We start from the raw sequence: 19,028 nt of genomic DNA, 5'->3' as shown, positions 1-19,028 counted from the left end.
CGTCACCCCCCGGAGGCACGGCTGGGCTGGGTGAAGCGGGGGCGGTGGAAGCGGGTGCGGTGGGTGTAGGGGACGGTGCAGTCGAAGTGGGCCTTCGCGGTGCGTCCGTCGGCGGAGAGGGCGGGCGAGTAGGCGGTGGACTGGGTGGGGTCGAGGGGGAAACCCTCGCGGTCGGTCAGGACGGTGAGGTCCTGGTCCGCCTGGAGCCGGGTCGCCATCGCCCACCACAGGTCCGCGTCCGACTCCGGGTCGACGTCCTCGTCCACCGAGACCACCAGCTTGGCCATCCGGAACTCCTCAAGGACCGTGACACCCGCCTCGCGGACCAGCAGGTCGTCGGCGGCGGACCGCTTCGGCCGCCACTGGACGACCACCATCAGCTGGCCGCCGCCCGCGGTGTGGCAGTGCACCCCCTCCACCGGCGCCCCCAGTGCGCGCAACCGGCCCAGCACCGCCGCCTCCATGCCGAAGCCGAGCAGCACCGACTGCTCGAGCCCCGGGCCGGAGACCGTCTGCAGGATCGCCCCGTCGCGTGCGGTGATCCCGGTGACGCGCACCGTGGGCAGGGCCGGATGCGCACGGCCCCGGTAGCCGAGGAACTCGGGCGTGGCGCAGGGCCCGTCCGGGTTCTCCGGGGCCAGGTCCGCGAGGAGTTCGCCCTCGATGACGTACTCGGCGTGGGCGACGCACTCCGCGTCGACGGTACGGCACCGGGTGAGCCCGACCGGGGCCCCGCCGAGGGCGCCCGCCACGGCGAGCTCGTCGACGCCCGCCGGGACCAGGGAGGTCGGGCAGCACGAGGCGAGCATCAGCGCCGGGCCGAGGCCCAGATGGATCGCGACGGGCAGGTTCTCGCCCCGGCGGCGGGCCGCCCGGTGGGCCGCCTCCAGATCCCGGCCCGGGACCATCCAGATGGTCAGCCGGTCGGGCCCCTGGACGCACATGCGGTGCACGGACAGATTGCGCACACCGGTGTCGGGGTCGGTGGCCAGGACCGCGCCGAGCGTCAGATACGGTCCGGCGTCCTCGTCGGTGACGACGGGCACCGGCAGGGCGGTCAGGTCGGGCGCGAGCACGGCACGGGGCTGTGCCCGGCCGTCCGGCACCCGTGTCGGCGGCACCGGTGAGGCCACGGCGTCGAGCAGCCGGGGCGCCATCTCGCCGGGGGTGAGCCCGAGCAGTCCCGCGGCGCGCCGGCGGCTCCCGTACAGGCCGATGAGGACCGAGCGGGCCGTCCCGCCGCCCTCGCCGGGCGTCACCCGCTCGAACAGGACGGCGGGTCCCGGCCCGGTGGGCGGCGGGGCGGGGGTCCCGGCGAACCTGGCGTACCGGGCGGTGACCCCGTACCGGGCCGGGACCTCCTCCCGGACCCGCACCAGCTCGCCGGGCAGCGGGTCGAGCCCGGCGAGCGCGGTGCGCAGATCGGCGAGCCCGCGGCGCGTCATGCGGCCCCGTTCGCGGCCGGGGGCGGGACGGCACGCCGTTCGGCGAGGCGCTCCAGCTGGAGCGCCGTCAACTCCTCGATCAGGGTGCGGTACACGGCCTCCGCGATGCCGGGCGGCATGCCGTGCGCGTCGGCGAGGTCACGCACCCTGGCGATCACCTCTTCCACCCGTCCGGGCGAGCGGACCGTCTGTTCATCGCGCTTGAACTCGGTCAGCTCACGGACGACGGCGGTGCGTTCGGCGAGCAGGGCGACGATGTCCCGGTCGAGTGCGTCGATGGAGAGGCGCAGTTCCCCGATTCTGTCCGAGCCGCTCATGGCGCGGGCACCTCGTCGACGACGTAGACGACGGTGGGTTCGGTGTCGGAGCCCTGGGAGCGGTGCCGTTCGTCACCGGGGATGACGAAGCCCATGCCGGGACGGCAGGGCACCGAGCGGTCGTCGAAGTGGATGGTGAACTCGCCCCGCAGCACGTATCCCTGGTGTCCGCGCTCGCACCAGTGCTGCTCGTCGAAGCCTGCGGGGAGCTCCAGCAGGCGCACCCGGAACCCTCCGGTGTAGGCGATCTTCACCCGGCCGTCGGCGCCGGGCTTGTGCCACTTCTCCCAGGGGATGTCGTCGAAGTCGATGCCGACGACGGCGGGGGTGACGGTGGACATGGGGCCCTCCTGGTCATATGGGGTCGGTCGGATGTGAGGAGCGGTACGGGACGGCGTGGTGCGGTGCGGTGCGGTGCGGTCAGGCGGGACGCCGGGTGCCGTCCACGAGGTGCGGGTGCCGGCGTACGACGCGTTCGTTGCGGTCGTCGACCGGCAGGACGGGCTCGCCCGTCACCGAGCGGTGGCGGCGCAGCAGCAGGGTCATGTCGACCATCCGGTGGGCCATGCGCTCCAGGGCGTCGACGCCCTCGGGGTCGTTGAGGCCCGGCTTCTTCGACGTGTTGCGCAGCAGGGCCGGGAAGCCGCTGCCCACCAGGATCATCCGGTTGAGCAGCAGGTTGTCGACGAGCTGGTTGTGTACGGAGGCGTCGCTGTAGCGGCGGGCGGTGACGATGATGCCGCCGACCTTGTTGGCGAGCGGCCGGTCGAAGCGCAGATAGCCGACGCCGGCCCGCTCGATGAAGATCTGCATGAGGTGGGCGAGGCCGAAGCCGTGCACCGGTACGGCGTAGATGATCCCGTCGGCCTGCCGCATCCGGTCGACGACGGCGGGCATGTCGTCCCCCAGCCCGCAGGCGCTGGTGCGGTTGTTGCAGTCGCCGCACGGGCTGCACGGCGAGATGCGGTGGTCGCGCAGATACACGGCCTGGAACTCGGCGCCGCGTTCACGCACCAGTTTCCCCGCGTACTGGAGTGCCAGATCGGTGTTGCCGCCGGCCCGTTCGGACCCCGAGATGCCGAGGATCACGGGCCGGTCCTCGCGTATGGACTGCGGTGTCGCCTCTGCTGTGCGCATGATCTCCCCCTGATGTGATCGCCCGGCGGGGTGGGCTCCCCGTCCCGCCCCGCCTTTGTCGCGCCGGTCGGTCAGTCGGTCAGCTTGCCGCCGAAGTAGTCGATGTAGGCCTGCATGTCGAAGTGGCCGTGCCCGGAGAGGGAGAAGAGGATGCTCTTCGCCTCGCCGGTCTCCTTGCAGACGAGCGCCTCGTCGATGGCGGCGCGCACCGCGTGCGTGGACTCCGGGGCGGGCACGATGCCCTCGTTGCGGGCGAAGGTGACGCCCGCCTCGAAGCACGCGGTCTGCGGCACCGCGCGGGCCTCCAGGAAGCCGAACTCCTTGAGCTGGCTGATGATCGGGGACATGCCGTGGTAGCGCAGGCCGCCCGCGTGGATGCTCGGCGGCACGAAGTCGTGGCCGAGGGTGTGCATCTTGGTCAGCGGTGTCATGCCGGCGGTGTCGCCGAAGTCGTAGTCGAAGCGGCCCTCGGTCATGGTCGGGCACGAGGCGGGTTCGACGGCGACGGCCCGCACCGGGCGCCCGCCGCGCAGCTGCTCGCCGAGGAACGGCAGAGCCAGGCCGCCGAAGTTGGAGCCGCCGCCCGCCGCGCCGATGACGATGTCCGGGAAGTCCTCGGCCAGTTCCATCTGGAGCTGGGCCTCCTTGCCGATGATCGTCTGGTGCATCAGGACGTGGTTGAGCACCGACCCGAGCGCGTACTTGGCGGTGCCGCCGCTGCTCACCGCGGCCTCCACCGCCTCGGAGATGGCGAGGCCGAGGCTGCCCGGCGAGTCGGGGTCGGCGGCGAGGGCGGCCCGGCCGGCCTCGGTGTGCTCGCTGGGGCTGGCGGTGACGGTGGCGCCGTAGGTCTCCATCAGGCCGCGGCGGTAGGGCTTCTGCCGGTAGCTCACCGCGACCATGTAGACCTCGCAGACGAGGCCGAAGTACTGGCAGGCCAGTGACAGGGAGCTGCCCCACTGTCCGGCGCCGGTCTCCGTGATGAGCCGCTGGACACCGGCCTGCTTGTTGTAATAGGCCTGCGGGACGGCGGTGTTGGGCTTGTGGCTGCCGGCCGGGCTGACGCCCTCGTTCTTGAAGTAGATACGGGCCGGGGTGTCCAGCGCCCGCTCCAGCCGGCGTGCCCGCACCAGGGGGCTGGGCCGCCACTGCCGGTAGACGTCCAGCACGGCGCCGGGGATGTCGGTCTCGCGCTCGGTGGAGAACTCCTGGGCTATCAGCTCCGCGGGGAACAGCGGTGCCAGGTCGTCGGGGGTGAGGGGCTGCCGGGTGCCGGGGTGCAGCATCGGCTCCAGCGGCTTGGGCAGGTCCGCCACCACGTTGTACCAGGTGGTGGGCAGTTGGTCTTCGGACAGCAGGAACTTCGTGCGGGACATGGGTACTTCCCCCTGGGTTCGTCGGTGTGTCGGTGTGTCGGTGTGTCGGTGTGTCGGTCGAGGTGGTCTAGGTGGGGGCCTGGGCGTCGGCGGCCTTCGCCGGGAGGGCGGCCCCTTCGGTTTCCGCGCCTTCCGCCGCTTCCGCCGCTTCCGCCGCTTCCGCCGCTTGCGCCGCCGAGGGCCTGATGCGCAGTACGGCGTACGCGGCCATGCCGACGAGCGGTGCCGCGAGCAGGACGACGAAGACGGGCCGGTGGCCGTGGGCGGTCCACAGGGCGCCGAGTCCCGCGGGCACCGCGAGCCGGGCGAGGCCCAGGACGAAGCCGTTCAGCGCCATGAAGGTGCCGACCCGGCGTTCGTCGACGTGGTCGGCGACATAGGTGGGCACGACCACCGAGACGATGATCTCGCCGAGGGTCCAGATCACCGTGGAGAGCAGGATCGCCGGCAGCGAGAAGGCGACCACGATGACGGCGAGCCCCGCGGCCCACAGCACTCCGCTGACCAGCAGCAGCAGCTTCGTGCCGTGGCCCCGCATGCGCTTCTCGAGGAACAGCCCGAGGCCGACCACGACGACGCTGTTGATGGTGTAAACGGCGCCGACCAGCCCCGCGGACTCGTCCAGGACCGTGGTGACGGCGAGCGGCAGCGTGTACTCGAGACCGATCAGCGGCACCACGTAGAAGAAGGAGACGAGCACCACCAGCAGGACGTGGTGATGGCCGAGCGGGCCGGGGCGGGCCCTGCCCTTGCGGGACCCGGCCCCGCCCTGCCGGTCGCGCGGCACCCACAGGGCGATCAGCGCGGCACACGCCAGACCGGCGAGGATGTTCCCCGCGAACATGATGTCGTACGAGTACGCCGCCGCGACCCCGCCGAGCAGCGGGCCGACGCCCATGCCGAGGTTGTTGCCGATGTAGTTCACCGTGTAGGCGAACGGCCGCTGCGCGGGCTCGGTGAGGTCGGCGACCAGGGTGTTGGCCGCCGGCCCGAACATGCCCATGCCGACCAGGGCGACGAACAGCAGCCCGGCGTACGTCCACGGGGGCCCGTCCAGCACGGCGAGCCCGAGGTAGCCCGCCGCGTTCAGCAGCAGGGCGCCGAGCAGGGCGGCGCGCCTGCCGCGCAGGTCGCACACCGGTCCGCTGAGCAGACTGCCCACGAGCAGGCCGGTGCTGCCGACGGAGATCAGCAGTCCGGCCTCGCCGGCGCTGAGGTCCCTGCCGCGCACCAGGTAGACGGCGAGCAGCGGGAAGACGAACATGCCCGCGCGGTTGATGAAGGAGGCGAGGAACAACACCCGCAGCGCGACGGGGAGTTCCCGGAACCGTGTCAGCCACATGGCTGCCGCCCGTCCTGTTCCGTCTCCACGCGGAAGGCGTCCCGCACGGTCTTGAAGCGGGCCCGTACGTCGTCGAAGTCGGTGCCCTCGCACACGTACCAGCCCAGTACGTCGTTGGAGGCGGTCGGCGGGGCGAGGACGTCGCCGACCGTCTTCCACACGTCGGCGTCCAGCACCTTGTCGAGTGAGGTCAGTTCGTCGGCGCCGGTGATGGCGGTGATGAGTCCGTACCGGTCCGAGGCCAGGTACTCGGTGCCGATCTCGGGGCCAAGCCGTGCCTCGGTGCGGTGCTCCGGGTCGAGTTCCAGGCGGCACCACTCGCCCGCGAGGTTGATGCCGCGTCCGGCCTCGATGGCGGGGACGATGGAGCCGCCGCCGGCTCTCGCGCCGGCCTCCCCGAACACCACGTCGCCGTCGTCGGGGAGGAAGAACTCGGCGTGGACGACCCCGGTGTCCAGGCCGAAGCCGCGCAGCACCACGGTGTTGAGGTCCAGGATGCGCCGCTCGGCCGGTGACAGGTCGTACTTGCGGGAGACGGTGCCGCCCGGTTCGTCGCGGTACTCGAGGACGGAGTACGTGTAGCGGGAGAGCTGGGCGAAGACGGGCTCGCCGTCCCTGAAGAGCGAGTCGACGTGGTATTCGGTGCCGTGGACGAACTCCTCGACCCGGTATTCGTGCCGGTCGTCGCCCATCTCGTCCCAGACGCGGTCCAGCGCCTCGGGGCCGTCCACCCGGTAGGTGCGGCCGCAGGCCCATCCGGCGTACGGCTTGACGACGACGGGGTAGCCCACCTCGGCGGCGAACTCGCGGACCGCGCCGACGGTGTCCGGGCGGCAGGACCGGGCGACCCGCACGCCCAGTTCCTCGGCCCGGCGGTGCATCACGTTCTTGTCCCGGAAGTTGAGGGCCTGGTCGGGGGTGAGGCCGGGGATGCCGTGGTCGCGCCGGGCGCGGGCTGCGGGCAGCACATCGCCCTCGAACAGCGGGAAGATCCGTTCGACACGGTGCTCGGCGACGATGCCGTCGACGGCGGCGCGTACGGCTGCCGGGTCGTCGAGGTCGGCGTGGTACTGCGCGAGGCCCTCGGCCTCCGGTGCCTGCCATCCGGTGGGCAGCAGCACCACGGTGGCCACGCCCAGACCGGCGGCGGCCGTCACGACGCTGCGGAACTGGGCGGTGTAGCGTCCGGCGGCGGGCCGGTAGACGACCAGGATCGTACGGTTCACGGCCTTCTCCTCATCCACGGGTCGCGGTCGACGGGGCAGCGAACAGCTCCACCCGGGCGGTGGCGCCGTCGAGGACCGCCGGCGGCTCCCAGGCGATCCCCAGGTCGGTGAGCGCCTCCGTGAGCCGCCTCAGCGTGAGCTCCACCTCGCCCCGGCCTCCCTCGTGCACGGACTCGACGGTGAGCAGGAGCCGGCGCCGCCCGAGGTCCGTCCTGACCACGTCGCCCTGCCGCCAGTTCCAGCGGCGTGAGTGGGCGCGGCCCCGGGCGTCGGCGTAGACGGCCTCCCCGGGCTCGGGGTGCTCGGGGGCGTCGGGTGCGCCGAGCGGGAGATGGACCTCGGTGCCCCGGGCGAGGCGCACGGTCAGCTCGTCCTCGATGTCGCCGACGTCGCAGGAGGCCACGGGCAGCCGGCTCTCCAGGGAGACCGCGTTGCACAGGTCCACCAGGGAGTTGATGCGCGGCAGCCGGTCGCCCTTGACCACCCGGCGCAGTACCGACTCGGCGGCGCAGGGATACCGGTTGGGGTTGACGTCCAGCTCGCGGTAGGTGTCGCGCCAGGCGGCGATGGAGGGGAGGGCGGAGACGTCCGCCTTGGAGAGCTCCGCGCCGTGCAGGACGTCCTCGGCGGCGGTGAGCCGGTCCGCGACCTTGGGGGCGTGCGCGACGACATCGGCGTCGGGTACGGCGATCAGGCCGAGGACGTAGCCGGGCGCGCGCTCCCTGAGGCGCGCGTCGACGCCGACGGTGAGGGGGCGGGCACCCGGGAGGGTGCGGTCGCTGTCCATGGGTGTGTGGTCCTTCGTTCTCGGGGTGGCGGCCGGAGGGTGGTCCGGCCGTCGGGGACGGATCGACAGTAGGGAGCGAGTGGTGTCCCGGCGGTGGCCAATTGCGGTGCAATGCGTGAGGCCACTTGCCCCTGACCTGCGCGGTCCGTCGTCGTCGCGCGGTTCAGCCGGGTTCGCGGGCGGGCTCCGGGGTTTCGGTGGCCGTGGTGGCGCGTGGACCGGGGGTCCGCGGGCCCAGGACGGACGTCAGGAGGGCGGCCACCACCAGTGCGGCTCCGAACTGGCCGAGGCGGTCCACCCCGTGGGCCCCGCCGTGGTCCAGGACCCGGCCGCCGATGAAGCCGCCCAGGGAGATCCCGGCGAAGGTGGCCGAGGAGTTCAGGGAGAGCAGCAGCGGGCCGGAGGCCGGGGCGATGGTGAACAGCCGGTGCTGCTGCGGCGGCTGGGTGGCCATCGCCGTGACGCCCCACACCGCCATGGCGACGACCGCGGTGGCCATGGAGTCCCGGGTCAGCGGCAGTGTCACCAGGACGGCGGCGAGACCCGCGAGGGCGGCCGACAGGACCGGGGGCGCGCCCCAGCGGTCGGTGGCGCGTCCGCCGATCACCGTGCCGCCCACCGCGAACACCCCGAAGACGAGCAGCAGCAGCGCGAGCGTGGTGCCGTCGCCGTCGGTCGCCGGGGCGAGGACCGCGCCGATGTACGTCAGGGCGAGGTAGCCGCCGGTCATGAACGCCAGCGTGGTGAGTACGGTGCTCAGCACCCGCGGGTCCCGTACGGGGGCGAGCCGGGCCGCGAGCCCCGGCGCGGTGGGCAGCCGTACGGCGGGCAGTCCGAGGGCGACGGCGGCGGCGCACAGCGCGCCGAGCCCCGCCAGCAGCCAGAAGGTGGCGGCCCAGCCCAGGTCGGCGGCGAGCCATGTGCCGAACGGCACCCCCGCGAGGGTCGCCGCCGAGAGTCCGCCGAGCACGACGGCCATGGCCCGTCCCCGGCGTTCGGGGGCGGCCAGGGCGGCGGCCGACGCGGACGCGGCCGGGACGTAGAGGGCGGCTCCGGCGGCGGTCAGGACCCGCGCAGCGAGGAGTGTGCCCAGGTCGTCGGCGAGGGCGGAGGCCGCGTTGCCGGCGGCGAACACGGTCAGCGAGACGACCAGGACGCGCCTGCGTTCCATCCGTCCGGTGAGCGCCCCGAGCACGGGGGCGAGGACGGCGTAGGTGAGCGCGAAGACGGTGCTCACCCAGCCGGTGTCGGCGAGGCTGGAGCCGAGGTCGTGGGCGACCTCGGGCAGCACCCCGGCGACCACGAAGGTGTCGGTCCCGATGGCGAACGCGCCCACGGCGAGCAGCGGGGTCACGGGGAGGGCGGGACGGGTCCGCCCGGCTGCCGCGGACATCACACGGCTCCCGCGGCGGGGGCGGGGGCGCCGGTGCCGGTGCTTGTGCCGGTGCGGAAGGGCTCGGTGCCGCCCGCGACGGGGACCCCGCCGAGGAGGACGAGTTCGATGCCGCCGGGACGGCTCAGTACGGAGATGTCCTCGGCCGGGTCGTCGCCCGTGACGACGAGGTCGGCGAGCCGTCCGGCCGCCACGGTGCCCGCGTCGTCGCCGCGTCCGGCGAGCCGGGCCCCGTTGGCGGTCGCCCAGGTGAGCACGGTCGGGGCGGGGATGCCTGCCATGGTGACGTACAGCTCGAGTTCCCTGGCGTAGGTGCCGTGCGGGGTCCAGGCGAAGCCGAAGTCGTCGCCCGCCACCACGGGGATGCCGCGCTCGGCCATGATCGGCAGGATGCGCAGGGTGTTGGCCACCTCGGCCTCGAACTCCAGCGTCTCCAGGTACTCGGTGGTCTTGCCGTGTTCGGTTCCCGTGGTGAGCAGCATGTGCGGCTGGTAGAGGCTCGGCACGACGAACATGCCCTGTTCGGCGATCGCGTCGAGCGCCTCGTCGTCGGCGTAGGTGGCGTGGTCGATGACGTCGACGCCGGCCGCGATGGCGTTGCGGATGCCCTGGAGTCCGCGGGAGTGGGCGCGTATCCGCGCGCCGTGCTCGTGCGCGGTGCGGGCCGCGACCACCAGCTCCTCGGCCGTGAAGAGGAGTTCGTGGGAGCGGCCGTTGGGGAAGGTGTCGTCGCCAGAGGAGAAGACCTTGACGATCTCCGCGCCCTGCGCGATCTCGCCCGCGACGTACTCCGCCATCTCCTCCGGGGTGTCCGCGAGGCGCATCAGATCGCTCGGGATGCGCTTCTTGACCTCGGGGTTGCGGCGCTCGGGCGGCCCGGACACCATCAGGTCCCGGCTGCACGGGGTGATCCGGGGTCCGCGCAGCTCGCCGGCGTCGACGGCGCGGCGCAGCGCCATGTCGATCCCGGACACCGAGCCGGCGCCCACGAAGGCGGTGTAGCCGAGGCCCAGCAGCTTCTCCGCGTTGCGCGCGGCGCCGAGGGTGACCTCGGGGACGGAGTACTTGAAGAGCATCTCCCGTCCGTCGAGGACGTCCAGGTAGGCGATGTGGGTGTGCCCGAGGGTCATGCCGGGCATCACCGTGCGCCCGTCGAGGTCGAGCACGTCGACGCCGGGTGTGTTCAGCGGGGCGAGCGCCTCGGGCAGTACGGCCTGGATGCGGTCGCCGTCGATCAGCACGCTGTGCCGCGGCAGGGAGGGCCGGCCGAGGCCCTCCTGGACCGTGGCGCGGTGGAGCAGGGTCTTGCGTGACACGTCGTATCTCTCCCAGGTGGTCAGGGTCGCCGGTCGGCGGTGAACGTCGGCTCGGGCTCGCCGGTGCGGTCGAAGAGCGTCCAGAGGATCTCCGCGCCGGGCCGGGTGGCCACCCAGCGCAGTCCGTGCGCCCGTACTCCGGGCGCGTTGGTCACCGCGAGCCGGGCGCCGCCGCCCGCGACGATCTCGGCGGCGTGCTGGGTGGAGGAGGCGTCCACCCAGCGCACCTCGCGGTCCCGCAGCGCCGGTGGCGCCACTTCGGCGTAGATCCGCCGGACCTCCCACATGGCGGCGACCTGGACCGGTCCGTCACCCGGCGGTATCCCGTCGTCCCCGCCGGCCGCGATGCCGTACTCCGGGGTGGCGCGCGGGAAGAAGGCGCGCAGGCGCAGGTCCCGGTGCCAGTGGAAGCGGGTGAGGCCCGCGTAGGCGCTCGGCACCAGGGCGAAGTCGAGTTTCTCCAGCAGGAGTTGGTCCAGCACTTCGTCGAAGGTGCGGAACAGCTCCACGCTCAGGCCGTGTTCGGCCGCGAGGAAGCGTGCGGTCAGGTCGCTGGAGGTGCCGGCCGGGCCGAGCGTCCCGAGAACGGCTCCCGGACGCGCCGCCCACCGCTCGGACAGCTCGCTCCAGCGGGCGGCGTACTCGTCCGCCAGGGTGTGGGGCGACGACACGGATCGGGCCGCGGGGTCAGTTCGTATAGCCACGGTTCGCCGCCATTCGCTGGGCCACCGAGGTCTCGTGGTCGGTCGCGGTGCGCCGGTCCACCACCCGGGCGGCCTTCCAGCTCACGAACGCGCCGGTGCTGACGATGGGGTCGAGTCCGTCGCTGAGCTCGACCGTGACGGGCACCCCGAGGGCGTCGGACGTCCGCTCGCGCACCTCGTCGGCGAGGGCCGCGGGGTCGGCGGTGAGGCCCGCCAGGAGCTCCAGGCGTACCGTGAGCCGGTCCTGTCCGGCGCCGTCCCGCTCGATGACCACCTGGTATCCGGCGGACCCGGTGACCCCGGTCATCACGGCGGTCTCGATCTGGCCGGCCGTGAACCGCCGTCCCCCGAGGTCGATCCGGTCCAGGGTGCGTCCGACGATCCTGACGAGGTCGCCGGGCATCTCGCAGTCGCAGTCGGACTCCGTCACCTCGACCGCGTCGCCGGTGCGGTAGCGGACCAGGGGTTTGACGCCGTCCATCAGCATGGTGAGCGTCAGCTCGCCGGTACCGCGCGGTCCGTGGGACTCGCCGGTCTCCGGGTCGACGACCTCGACGACGTAGTTGGTCTGGGAGAGGTGCATCCGCTTGTTGCGGCAGGCGGTGGCGACGACGAAGGCCTCCTGCGAGCCGTACAGGATGTTGTAGACGTCGGCGCCCCAGACCGTCTCCAGGTTGTGCGCGAGGGCGGGGGTGCACATCTCACCGGTGACGAAGAGCAGCTTGACCGCGAAGTCCCGGCGCAGGTCGTAGCCGTAGTGCTCGGCGGCCTTGGCGAGGGTGAGGGCGACGCCGGGGGTGCAGCAGATGACCTCCAGCTCCAGGTCCTTCATCAGCTGCAGGGCCTTCTGGAAGCCGATGACGGGCGAGTACGGCCAGATCTTGGCGTTCATGGAGCCCGTGTTGCGTGCGATGTCCCCGAGCGTGTCGCCGAACGAGTGCACCTCCGTCGGCCCCATCAGACCGATGCGGGGGGCGTGTTCGCCGAAGTGGTGGCGGAAGACCGATGCCCAGGACTCGGTGACGTGGGCGTTGCTGGCGACGATCTCCCGGCCGTCGCGCGGGCAGGGGGTGGCGCGGCCGGTCGTGCCGGTCGTCTCGTAGAAGAAGAGTGCCTCGGCGAGCGGCCGGCTGAGGACGTCCAGCATCTCCTCGCGCAGATGGGCCTTGGTGGTGAAGGGCAGCGCCGTGAGGTCGTCCGGGGTGACGGCGGACAGGTCCGTCCCCTTCAGGTGGCGGGCGTAGAAGGGGGACCCGGTGCTGACCTGTTCGAGGACGGCGGCCAGTTGGCGCCGGCGCCAGTCGTCGAGGTCGGCGGGGTCCAGGGTGCGGGCGTAGAAGGCGCGGTGCAGTTCGAGGTACCGCGCGGCGAACTCGGCCGCGGGACCGTGCGTGGGAAGCCACATGGGCGTCGGGTTCCTTCGTTCGTTCGATGGCGGGGCGGCCGCGTACGGACACACCGGGGCGACACCCGTGCCCTGTGCCGGGCGGGCGGGTGGCGGAAGCTCGGTGGCGAGGTGGCGAGGTGGCGAGGTGGCGAGGTGGCCGGTAGGCCGGGGTGGCCAGGAGGCCCAGGTAGCCGGGTGGCCGGGAAGCCCAGGTGGCCGGTAGGCCGAAGTCCGGGCGCGCGGGGCGCTATCTCAGCGCTCCGGCGGCCGCTTCCGCGCGGGCCAGGAAGTTGCCGAAGAGCCGCATCCCGTCCTGGGTCATGACGCTCTCCGGATGGAACTGGACCCCTTCGACGTCCAGGTCGCGGTGGCGTATGCCCATGACGCTGCCGTCGTCCACGGACGTCGCCGTGACCACGAGCGGTGCGGTGGGCTCCGTGACGACCAGGGAGTGGTAGCGGGTGACCGTGAGCGGGTTCGGCGCCCCGGCGAAGACGCCCTGTCCGTCGTGCTCGACGGGGCTCGTCTTGCCGTGCATCAGCCGCTCGGCGACGGTGATCCGGGCCCCGTGGGCGAGGCCGATCGCCTGGTGCCCCAGGCACACCCCGAGCAGCGGGACGCGCCCGGCGAAGGCGTGCACCAGCTCGACGTGGCCCGAGTCCGCCGGATGGCCGGGCCCCGGCCCGAGCACCACCGCGTCGGGCGCGGACGCCACCAGGTCCTCGACGGAGCGGGTGCGTGAGCGCACCACCTCCGTGCGGGCGCCGAGGCTGAGCAGGTACTGGTCGATGATGTGGCTGAAGCTGTCGTACGCGTCCACCAGCAGAACCCTCATCCGAGCAGCTCCTCACCGGTCAGCGCCCAGTGCGCGGCGCTCAGCTTGGCCAGCGTCTCCCGCCATTCGGCGGCCGGCTCGGAGTCCGCGACCACTCCGGCCGAGGCCTGGGTGCTGTAGCGGACCCCGTCGTGGACGGCCGTACGGATGCACAGGGTGAGGACCGCGAAGCCGCGGACGTCGACGAGGCCGAGCGCGCCGGCGTAGATGCCGCGGGGCTCCTCCTCCAGGCTGTTGATGATCTCCATGGCGCGCAGCTTGGGCGCGCCCGTCATCGTGCCGGCGGGGAAGGTCGCGCGCAGCGCCGCCCAGACGTCGACGTCGTCGCGGAGCCGTCCGGAGACCGTCGACACCAGGTGGTGGACGTAGGCGAAGGGTTCCACCTCCATCATCGTGTCGACGCTCAGCGTGTCCGGCACGCACACCCGTCCGATGTCGTTGCGGCACAGGTCGACGAGCATGACGTGTTCGGCCTGCTCCTTGGCGCTGGCGCGCAGTGCGGCGACCCGGAGGGCGTCCTCGGCCGGGTCGGCGGCCCGGGGCGCGGTGCCCGCGATGGGCCGCATCGAGAGGGTGCCGTCCTGGACGCGGACGAACAGTTCGGGGCTGGCCCCGATGACCGTGCGGCCCGCCCAGGGCACCAGGTACATGTACGGGGAGGGGTTGCGGTGGCCCAGCCGCCGGTACACCTCGAGGGGTGTCAGTTCCGTCTCCACGTCGATGCGGTGACCGATCTGGATCTGGTAGCTGTCCCCGACGCCGATGTGCTCCAGGCACCGCCGGGCACGGTCGGTGAACGTCGCCTCGTCCACGGTGTCGCGCACCGAGCGGGCCTTGGGCGCCTGAGGCACCTCGGCCCGGGAGGAGCCCCGTGTCCGGGCCCGGTCCACGGCCGCCCGCAGGTCCGGTGCCGGGCGGCCGAGCCGTGGTCCGTGCGCGGCGAGATGGCGGAGTCCGCCGCCGCGCAGGTCGTACCAGAAGGTGTCCCTGAAGAGCGTGAGCGTGCACCGCGGCAGATCGGGGCCCGGCCGCTGGGCGGGCAGTTCCTCCATCGCCCAGGCCGCCTCGTAGGAGAGGGTGGTCAGGAACCCGAAGGCGAAGGTGCCGGTGGGCACGTCGGTGTCGACGTCGAACACGCCCTGCGCCGCGCGCAGCACCCGCCACACCGTGTCGGGCCCGTCCAGCGGCCAGGTCGCGGTGGTGCCGGTGCGGTCCGGTGCGCGGCCGGCGGCGGCCGAGACCGCGGCGGCGAGCTCCACGCCGGGGTCCCCGGGGGCGGCCAGTTCCACGCGGTCCGCGTAGACCCGCAGTTCGGCCAGCCGTCCGCAGCCGACGGCGGCGAAGTGCCGGTCCCGGTCGGGTCCGTCGAGGCTTTCGAAGAGATAGACGTCGTCCGCTGTCCGAATGGCGGACAATTCCTCGTAGAGATTGAGGGCGTCGACGTGGGGAATTTCCTCCGCCGTCACCTGTACCGTGACGCGCGCCGCCGGTGCGTGCGCGTCGAATGCTGAATGTTTTATTCCGGATCGGGGCGGCGACGCCGCGGCCGATTCCACCGAAACCAATGACACAACGCTTGCCTTTCGATCGCCAGGATCGCAGGGGCGTCGAAGAACAGATCCCACACAGCCGTGGGAGCGCCCCTCCGCCGGGCGCAACACCGCAACATCGCACGCTCCGGACAGCGTCGTCCGGGCCCCCCTGCCACACCGGCCACCGGACCTGAACCGGCGCCGAATGCGCGTGCGAAGTAACTTCATCAAATGTTTCAATGCCCCGGCCATACCACTTCGGCCCTTCGGGAGGAGACCACTTTGTCGCGGCACATCGCGCTCACGGTGGACCGGGATTCGAGGCTTCCCCTCGCCCTGCAGATACGTGACTCACTCCGCGCATTGATTGAAAATGGAACTTTAAAGCCCGGAACTCGAATACCGTCCACCCGTCAGCTCGCCGCCGACATGAGGGTTTCCCGCAGTGTCGTGGTCGAGGCGTACGACCAGCTGGCCGCCGAGGGGTACCTGGCCGGCCGCCGCGGTTCGGGCACCTCCGTCACCGGCCGGTCCGGGGACAAGGCCGCGGCCTCCGCCCTCACTCCCCCCGAGGAACCGGCACCCGGCGCCCGCTGGGACCTGCGCGCCGGCCCGTCCGACACGGTGCACTTCCCCCGCGCGGAGTGGCTCCGCTGTGCGACCGCCGTGATCGGCGGGGCCGGCCGCCAGGAACTCGGGTACGCCCCGCTCGCCGGAGTCCCGCACGCCCGGCACGTCCTGACCGGCTACCTGGGCCGGGTGCGCGGGGTGCGCGGCCGGGCCGAGGATCTGATGATCACCTCCGGCTTCGCCCAGGGCCTCGCACTGATCTGCCGGGTCCTGCTCGACCGGGGCCACACGACGCTGGCGGTCGAGGACCCGGGCCACCCCGGCGAACGGGAGTTCATCGCCCAGTCGGGACTGCGGCCCGTCGGTGTCCCCGTGGACGACGACGGGCTCGACGTGGAGCGCCTCGCGGCCTGCGGTGCGCGAGCCGTGCTGATCACCCCCGCCCACCAGTTCCCCACCGGCGTACGCCTGAGCCGGGAACGCCGGGAGGCGCTCGTCGCCTGGGCCCGCCGCATCGGCGGCTACGTACTGGAGGACGACTTCGACAACGGCTTCCTGGACCCCGCCGACCGGCCGCCCGCGCTGCAGAGTCTCGCACCGGACCGGGTCGTCTACGCGGGCAGCGCCAGCAAGACCCTCGCCCCGGCACTGCGACTGGGCTGGCTCGCGGGCCCGCCGGAACTGATGGCGTCGGTCGAGCACGTACGCGCCGGCTGGGACATCGGGTGCTCGGGGCTCGAACAGCTCACGTTCGCCCGGTTCGTCGACACCGGCGCCTTCGACCGCCATCAGCGCAGGCTCCGTACGGAGTTGGGGCGCCGCCGCCGGATCCTCGGGACCCATCTGCACACCCAGTTGCCCGAGGCATGGGTGCAGGGCGGTGACGGCGGACTCCAGGCGTACGTCCGGCTCCCGCGCCACATCGACGAGCAGGCCCTCGTCCGGGCCGCCCGCCGCCGCTCGGTCCTGCTGCGCGGCGGCCGCGACTACGCCGTCTCCCCCGCCGCCGGCCCACCGGCCCTGGTCATCGGCTACGCGAAGGCGAGCTGCGCGGCCCTCACCCGTGGCCTGACCGAAGTGGGCGCGGCCTACAGGGAGTTCGCTTGACCCGACTCCCCGGCCCGGCACTCGAACCACACCACCTTCCCCCGCCCGTCGGGCCGCACGACGACACCCCACCGATCACTCACCGCGTCCACGATCACCAGCCCCCGCCCGCCCTCGCCGAGCCCTGAGCCGCCCACCGGCGCGGGCACCACGCAGGAGTCGTCCCCGACCTCCACCCGCACCCCGCCCGGTTGCAGCAGGAAGCAGACGCGACACCGTCGCCCGGGCACATGCCGTACGACGTTGGCCACCAGCTCGGTCAGCGCCAGCTCCGCCGCGTCGGTCACCCCGGCCAGCCCCGAGCCCGTGAGATACAGCCGCAGGATGCGCCGCAGATGCCGGGCCGAGTGCTCCCCCACGACGAAGTCGGCGTGGTACTCGCTGTGGACGTCCGCAGTCCGCGGACCGGTTACTCGATTCACACCACGATGATGCGACGCTCCGCTTACGTTCGACTACGGAACGAAACGAACGCCGCGAGGCGTTGAAGTGAGGTGCGCCGTGGTCCACATCCAGTCGCTCGACCCCACCGCTTCCCCGCTCGACTACTACGGCTGGGAACTCCGCCGCCAGCGCGAGGCCCACGGCCTCAAGCAGGGCCAACTGGGCGAGATCATCTTCTGCACGGGCTCGTTGATCGGCCAGATCGAAACGACGAAGAAGGTCCCGACCCGCGACTTCTCGGAACGCGTGGACGCGGCACTGGGCACGGACGGCCTGTTCTCCCGCCTGATCGGCCTGGTACTGCGCAGCCAACTCCCCACGTGGTTCCAGCCGTACGCGGAGATGGAGGCACGGGCGGCGTACATCTCGACGTACCAGGCACAGTTGGTGTACGGGCTGTTGCAGACGGAGGAGTACGCGCGGGCGGTGCTGGCTACGGGCAAGCCGGACCAGCTTGACAGTCTCCTGGCCGCTCGGCTGGAACGTCAGCGCATCCTCGACTGGGAGAAGCCGCCCCTGACGTTGGTGATCCTCGATGAGGCCGTGCTGCACCGACCGATCGGTGGAGAAGACGTGATGCGGCGCCAACTGGGACACCTGTTGAAGTTCACCAGCCATCGCTGGATGCGTATCCAGGTGCTGCCGCTGTCCAGCGGCGAACACCCCGGCCTCGAAGGGGCGTTCACCATCCTGCGCTTCGATGACCATCCGGACGTCTTCTACACGGAGGACATGATGTCCGGCCACATGACGGCCAACCCGGAGACCATCAAAGAGGCCAATCTCAATTACGCTCACTTGCAAGCGGCTGCCCTGCCCGTGAAGGATTCGGCCGCGCTGATTGCCCGCGTAATGGAGGAACGCTATGCAGACCGGCCCCAGCGAGACCCAGTGGCGTAAGTCCAGCTTCAGCGGCCCCAACGGCGGCGAATGCGTCGAGTGCACCGTCACCGGCGGCGCCACCTGGCGCACCTCGTCGTACAGCGGCAACACCGGCGGCGAATGCGTCGAGGTCGCCCCCGCCTGCCCCACCGGCGCCGTCCCCGTCCGCGACAGCAAGAACCCCACCGGCCCGGTCGTCACGATCAGCGCACCGGCCTGGCAAACCTTCGTCGACGGCCTGCGCTAGGACTGCCGATTGCCGGAGATCACCGCGATCCTCCAGGTCGAGTTCCCGCCGGTGACCTGCACGGTGAGATGCTGCGGCTTCTTGTCTTCGTAGATGGCACCCAAGGCGTGCACCCCGTTGCAGGTGACCGGATGGGGATTACCGCTGTCCCGGTCCACGAAAGAAGCTGTCGGAACGGTGGGACTCGGACGCTTCGCCTCGGGCTCGTCGGAGCACATCAAACTCAAGCTCTACTTGAGTTCCGTGCACCTTCCCCTGGCGAGCCCCGTCGGGCTCACCGCATCTCCCAGATCAGCAGTTCCGCCGTCGGGGTCCTGGCGAGGGCTTCCAGGTCCTTCGTGGCGGTGAGGCGGGCCGCGTCGCCCGGGGTCAGCAGTTCGCCGTTCAGTTCCGCCTCGCCGTGGATCACGTGGACGTACACGTACGCGCCGTCCGGGATCGCCGTCCGCTCCCCCGCGGTCAGGCGGCGTACGTGGAGCATCGCGCCTGCCGCCGGGAGGGCGTACGGGGTGGAGTCGGCTATGCCCCGGATCACGTCGTAGGAGGGGTCGCCGCCGGGGTCCAGGGGGGCCAGCCACATCTGGAGGAAGGTGAGAGGGCCGTCGCCCGCGTTGCGTTCCACGTGGCGGACGCCCGAGGCGGCGGAGAGGTGCTGGACGTCGCCGGGGCGGATGAGCGTCTCCCGGCCCGTGGAGTCCTGGTGGGTCAGCTCGCCCTCGATCACCCACGTCACGATCTCCGTGTGGCTGTGCGGGTGCTCGTCGAAGCCGGCGCCGGGGGCGAGGTGCTCCTCGTTGCAGGCGATCACCGCGCCGAAGCGGAGGTTGTCGGGGTCGTAGTGCGGGCCGAAGGAGAACGCGTGCCGGGTCTCGATTCCGGCCGCCGGGTCACCGCCCTGATAGCGCTCGTGAGCGCGCCGTACGTCCATCACATGGACCACCGTAGCCCCGGCGACACGCGCGGCCGTACCGATAAGGCAGT

At 72.2% G+C, this 19,028-nt stretch carries 19 protein-coding genes; 3 read left to right on the top strand and 16 right to left on the bottom strand.

Annotated elements, in window-relative coordinates:
- Nucleotides 1-2 precede the first annotated feature (2 nt).
- From IF28_RS0113115 to IF28_RS0113050, 14 genes are all read right to left on the bottom strand, one after another.
- Nucleotides 3-1,445: a UbiD family decarboxylase gene (locus IF28_RS0113115; protein WP_030218366.1), complete on the bottom strand. Its 1,443-nt coding sequence runs from the start codon at nt 1,443-1,445 to the stop codon at nt 3-5.
- Nucleotides 1,442-1,762 (bottom strand): chorismate mutase, encoded by a 321-nt coding sequence (locus IF28_RS0113110; protein WP_030218362.1) that lies wholly within the window; start codon nt 1,760-1,762, stop codon nt 1,442-1,444. The genes IF28_RS0113115 and IF28_RS0113110 overlap by 4 nt, the downstream gene beginning before the upstream one ends.
- Nucleotides 1,759-2,103 carry a cupin domain-containing protein gene (locus IF28_RS0113105; RefSeq protein ID WP_030218361.1) on the bottom strand — a complete coding sequence of 115 codons (345 nt, stop codon included), beginning with the start codon at nt 2,101-2,103 and terminating at the stop codon, nt 1,759-1,761. Before IF28_RS0113105 ends, IF28_RS0113110 begins: the two co-directional genes overlap by 4 nt.
- Before the next feature lie 79 nt (nt 2,104-2,182).
- The gene (locus tag IF28_RS0113100) at nt 2,183-2,899 is read right to left on the bottom strand and encodes a flavodoxin family protein (protein WP_051713730.1); all 717 of its coding nucleotides are present in this window, start codon (nt 2,897-2,899) and stop codon (nt 2,183-2,185) included.
- Between the two features lie 71 nt (nt 2,900-2,970).
- On the bottom strand, nt 2,971-4,275 hold the full coding sequence (locus tag IF28_RS0113095; protein WP_030218357.1) for a TrpB-like pyridoxal phosphate-dependent enzyme: 1,305 nt from the start codon (nt 4,273-4,275) through the stop codon (nt 2,971-2,973).
- Between the two features lie 67 nt (nt 4,276-4,342).
- Complete coding sequence (locus IF28_RS0113090; RefSeq protein ID WP_078621101.1) at nt 4,343-5,617, bottom strand: MFS transporter; 1,275 nt, start codon at nt 5,615-5,617, stop codon at nt 4,343-4,345.
- A complete protein-coding gene (locus IF28_RS0113085) occupies nt 5,608-6,843 on the bottom strand; it encodes an ATP-grasp domain-containing protein (protein ID WP_030218353.1) in 1,236 nt (411 codons plus the stop codon). The genes IF28_RS0113090 and IF28_RS0113085 overlap by 10 nt, the downstream gene beginning before the upstream one ends.
- 10 nt (nt 6,844-6,853) lie before the next feature.
- The gene (locus IF28_RS0113080; protein WP_051713729.1) at nt 6,854-7,630 is read right to left on the bottom strand and encodes a B3/4 domain-containing protein; all 777 of its coding nucleotides are present in this window, start codon (nt 7,628-7,630) and stop codon (nt 6,854-6,856) included.
- 163 nt (nt 7,631-7,793) lie between these two features.
- On the bottom strand, nt 7,794-9,023 hold the full coding sequence (locus IF28_RS0113075; protein WP_051713728.1) for an MFS transporter: 1,230 nt from the start codon (nt 9,021-9,023) through the stop codon (nt 7,794-7,796).
- Nucleotides 9,023-10,339 carry an amidohydrolase family protein gene (locus IF28_RS0113070; RefSeq protein WP_078621099.1) on the bottom strand — a complete coding sequence of 439 codons (1,317 nt, stop codon included), beginning with the start codon at nt 10,337-10,339 and terminating at the stop codon, nt 9,023-9,025. Before IF28_RS0113070 ends, IF28_RS0113075 begins: the two co-directional genes overlap by 1 nt.
- Before the next feature lie 20 nt (nt 10,340-10,359).
- Complete coding sequence (locus IF28_RS0113065; RefSeq protein WP_199808982.1) at nt 10,360-11,043, bottom strand: hypothetical protein; 684 nt, start codon at nt 11,041-11,043, stop codon at nt 10,360-10,362.
- A complete protein-coding gene (locus tag IF28_RS0113060) occupies nt 11,027-12,448 on the bottom strand; it encodes a phenylacetate--CoA ligase family protein (RefSeq protein WP_030218334.1) in 1,422 nt (473 codons plus the stop codon). Before IF28_RS0113060 ends, IF28_RS0113065 begins: the two co-directional genes overlap by 17 nt.
- 229 nt (nt 12,449-12,677) lie before the next feature.
- Nucleotides 12,678-13,265 (bottom strand): anthranilate synthase component II, encoded by a 588-nt coding sequence (locus IF28_RS0113055; RefSeq protein WP_030218331.1) that lies wholly within the window; start codon nt 13,263-13,265, stop codon nt 12,678-12,680.
- Entirely contained in the window at nt 13,262-14,731 is a 1,470-nt protein-coding gene (locus IF28_RS0113050) for an anthranilate synthase component I family protein (RefSeq protein WP_234325127.1), read from the bottom strand. Before IF28_RS0113050 ends, IF28_RS0113055 begins: the two co-directional genes overlap by 4 nt.
- A 297-nt stretch (nt 14,732-15,028) precedes the next feature.
- On the opposite strand from IF28_RS0113050, the gene IF28_RS0113045 reads away from it, so the two are divergent.
- Nucleotides 15,029-16,474: a PLP-dependent aminotransferase family protein gene (locus tag IF28_RS0113045; protein WP_234325125.1), complete on the top strand. Its 1,446-nt coding sequence runs from the start codon at nt 15,029-15,031 to the stop codon at nt 16,472-16,474.
- Here the strand turns inward: IF28_RS0113045 and IF28_RS0113040 are convergent.
- A complete protein-coding gene (locus IF28_RS0113040) occupies nt 16,456-16,896 on the bottom strand; it encodes an ATP-binding protein (protein ID WP_030218328.1) in 441 nt (146 codons plus the stop codon). The two genes, IF28_RS0113045 and IF28_RS0113040, sit on opposite strands and share 19 nt — an antisense overlap.
- A 79-nt stretch (nt 16,897-16,975) precedes the next feature.
- On the opposite strand from IF28_RS0113040, the gene IF28_RS0113035 reads away from it, so the two are divergent.
- Both IF28_RS0113035 and IF28_RS0113030 read left to right on the top strand, forming a co-directional pair.
- Nucleotides 16,976-17,818, top strand: a complete 843-nt coding sequence (locus tag IF28_RS0113035; protein WP_030218327.1) for a helix-turn-helix domain-containing protein — start codon at nt 16,976-16,978, stop codon at nt 17,816-17,818.
- Nucleotides 17,784-18,047 carry a DUF397 domain-containing protein gene (locus IF28_RS0113030; protein ID WP_030218324.1) on the top strand — a complete coding sequence of 88 codons (264 nt, stop codon included), beginning with the start codon at nt 17,784-17,786 and terminating at the stop codon, nt 18,045-18,047. Before IF28_RS0113035 ends, IF28_RS0113030 begins: the two co-directional genes overlap by 35 nt.
- Nucleotides 18,048-18,321: 274 nt before the next feature.
- Here IF28_RS0113030 and IF28_RS0113020 read toward each other — a convergent pair whose 3' ends face one another.
- Nucleotides 18,322-18,975: a pirin family protein gene (locus IF28_RS0113020; RefSeq protein WP_030218321.1), complete on the bottom strand. Its 654-nt coding sequence runs from the start codon at nt 18,973-18,975 to the stop codon at nt 18,322-18,324.
- Nucleotides 18,976-19,028 lie beyond the last annotated feature (53 nt).

The organism is Streptomyces sp. NRRL WC-3626 (assembly GCF_000718785.1).
GTDB lineage: Bacteria > Actinomycetota > Actinomycetes > Streptomycetales > Streptomycetaceae > Streptomyces > Streptomyces edwardsiae.
The sequence above is the reverse complement of the archived record's forward strand: the minus strand, read 5'-3'. Positions and strand labels throughout refer to the sequence as shown.

Bases quoted from the DNA above. Each gene is read 5' to 3' on its own strand.
- IF28_RS0113090 (WP_078621101.1), bottom strand. From the start codon at position 5,617: ATGTGGCTGACACGGTTCCGGGAACTCCCCGTCGCGCTGCGGGTGTTG.
- IF28_RS0113020 (WP_030218321.1), bottom strand. From the start codon at position 18,975: ATGGACGTACGGCGCGCTCACGAGCGCTATCAGGGCGGTGACCCGGCG.
- IF28_RS0113110 (WP_030218362.1), bottom strand. From the start codon at position 1,762: ATGAGCGGCTCGGACAGAATCGGGGAACTGCGCCTCTCCATCGACGCA.
- IF28_RS0113105 (WP_030218361.1), bottom strand. From the start codon at position 2,103: ATGTCCACCGTCACCCCCGCCGTCGTCGGCATCGACTTCGACGACATC.
- IF28_RS0113075 (WP_051713728.1), bottom strand. From the start codon at position 9,023: ATGTCCGCGGCAGCCGGGCGGACCCGTCCCGCCCTCCCCGTGACCCCG.
- IF28_RS0113030 (WP_030218324.1), top strand. From the start codon at position 17,784: ATGCAGACCGGCCCCAGCGAGACCCAGTGGCGTAAGTCCAGCTTCAGC.
- IF28_RS0113060 (WP_030218334.1), bottom strand. From the start codon at position 12,448: ATGTGGCTTCCCACGCACGGTCCCGCGGCCGAGTTCGCCGCGCGGTAC.
- IF28_RS0113095 (WP_030218357.1), bottom strand. From the start codon at position 4,275: ATGTCCCGCACGAAGTTCCTGCTGTCCGAAGACCAACTGCCCACCACC.
- IF28_RS0113080 (WP_051713729.1), bottom strand. From the start codon at position 7,630: ATGGACAGCGACCGCACCCTCCCGGGTGCCCGCCCCCTCACCGTCGGC.
- IF28_RS0113100 (WP_051713730.1), bottom strand. From the start codon at position 2,899: ATGCGCACAGCAGAGGCGACACCGCAGTCCATACGCGAGGACCGGCCC.
- IF28_RS0113115 (WP_030218366.1), bottom strand. From the start codon at position 1,445: ATGACGCGCCGCGGGCTCGCCGATCTGCGCACCGCGCTCGCCGGGCTC.
- IF28_RS0113055 (WP_030218331.1), bottom strand. From the start codon at position 13,265: ATGAGGGTTCTGCTGGTGGACGCGTACGACAGCTTCAGCCACATCATC.
- IF28_RS0113045 (WP_234325125.1), top strand. From the start codon at position 15,029: ATGTTTCAATGCCCCGGCCATACCACTTCGGCCCTTCGGGAGGAGACC.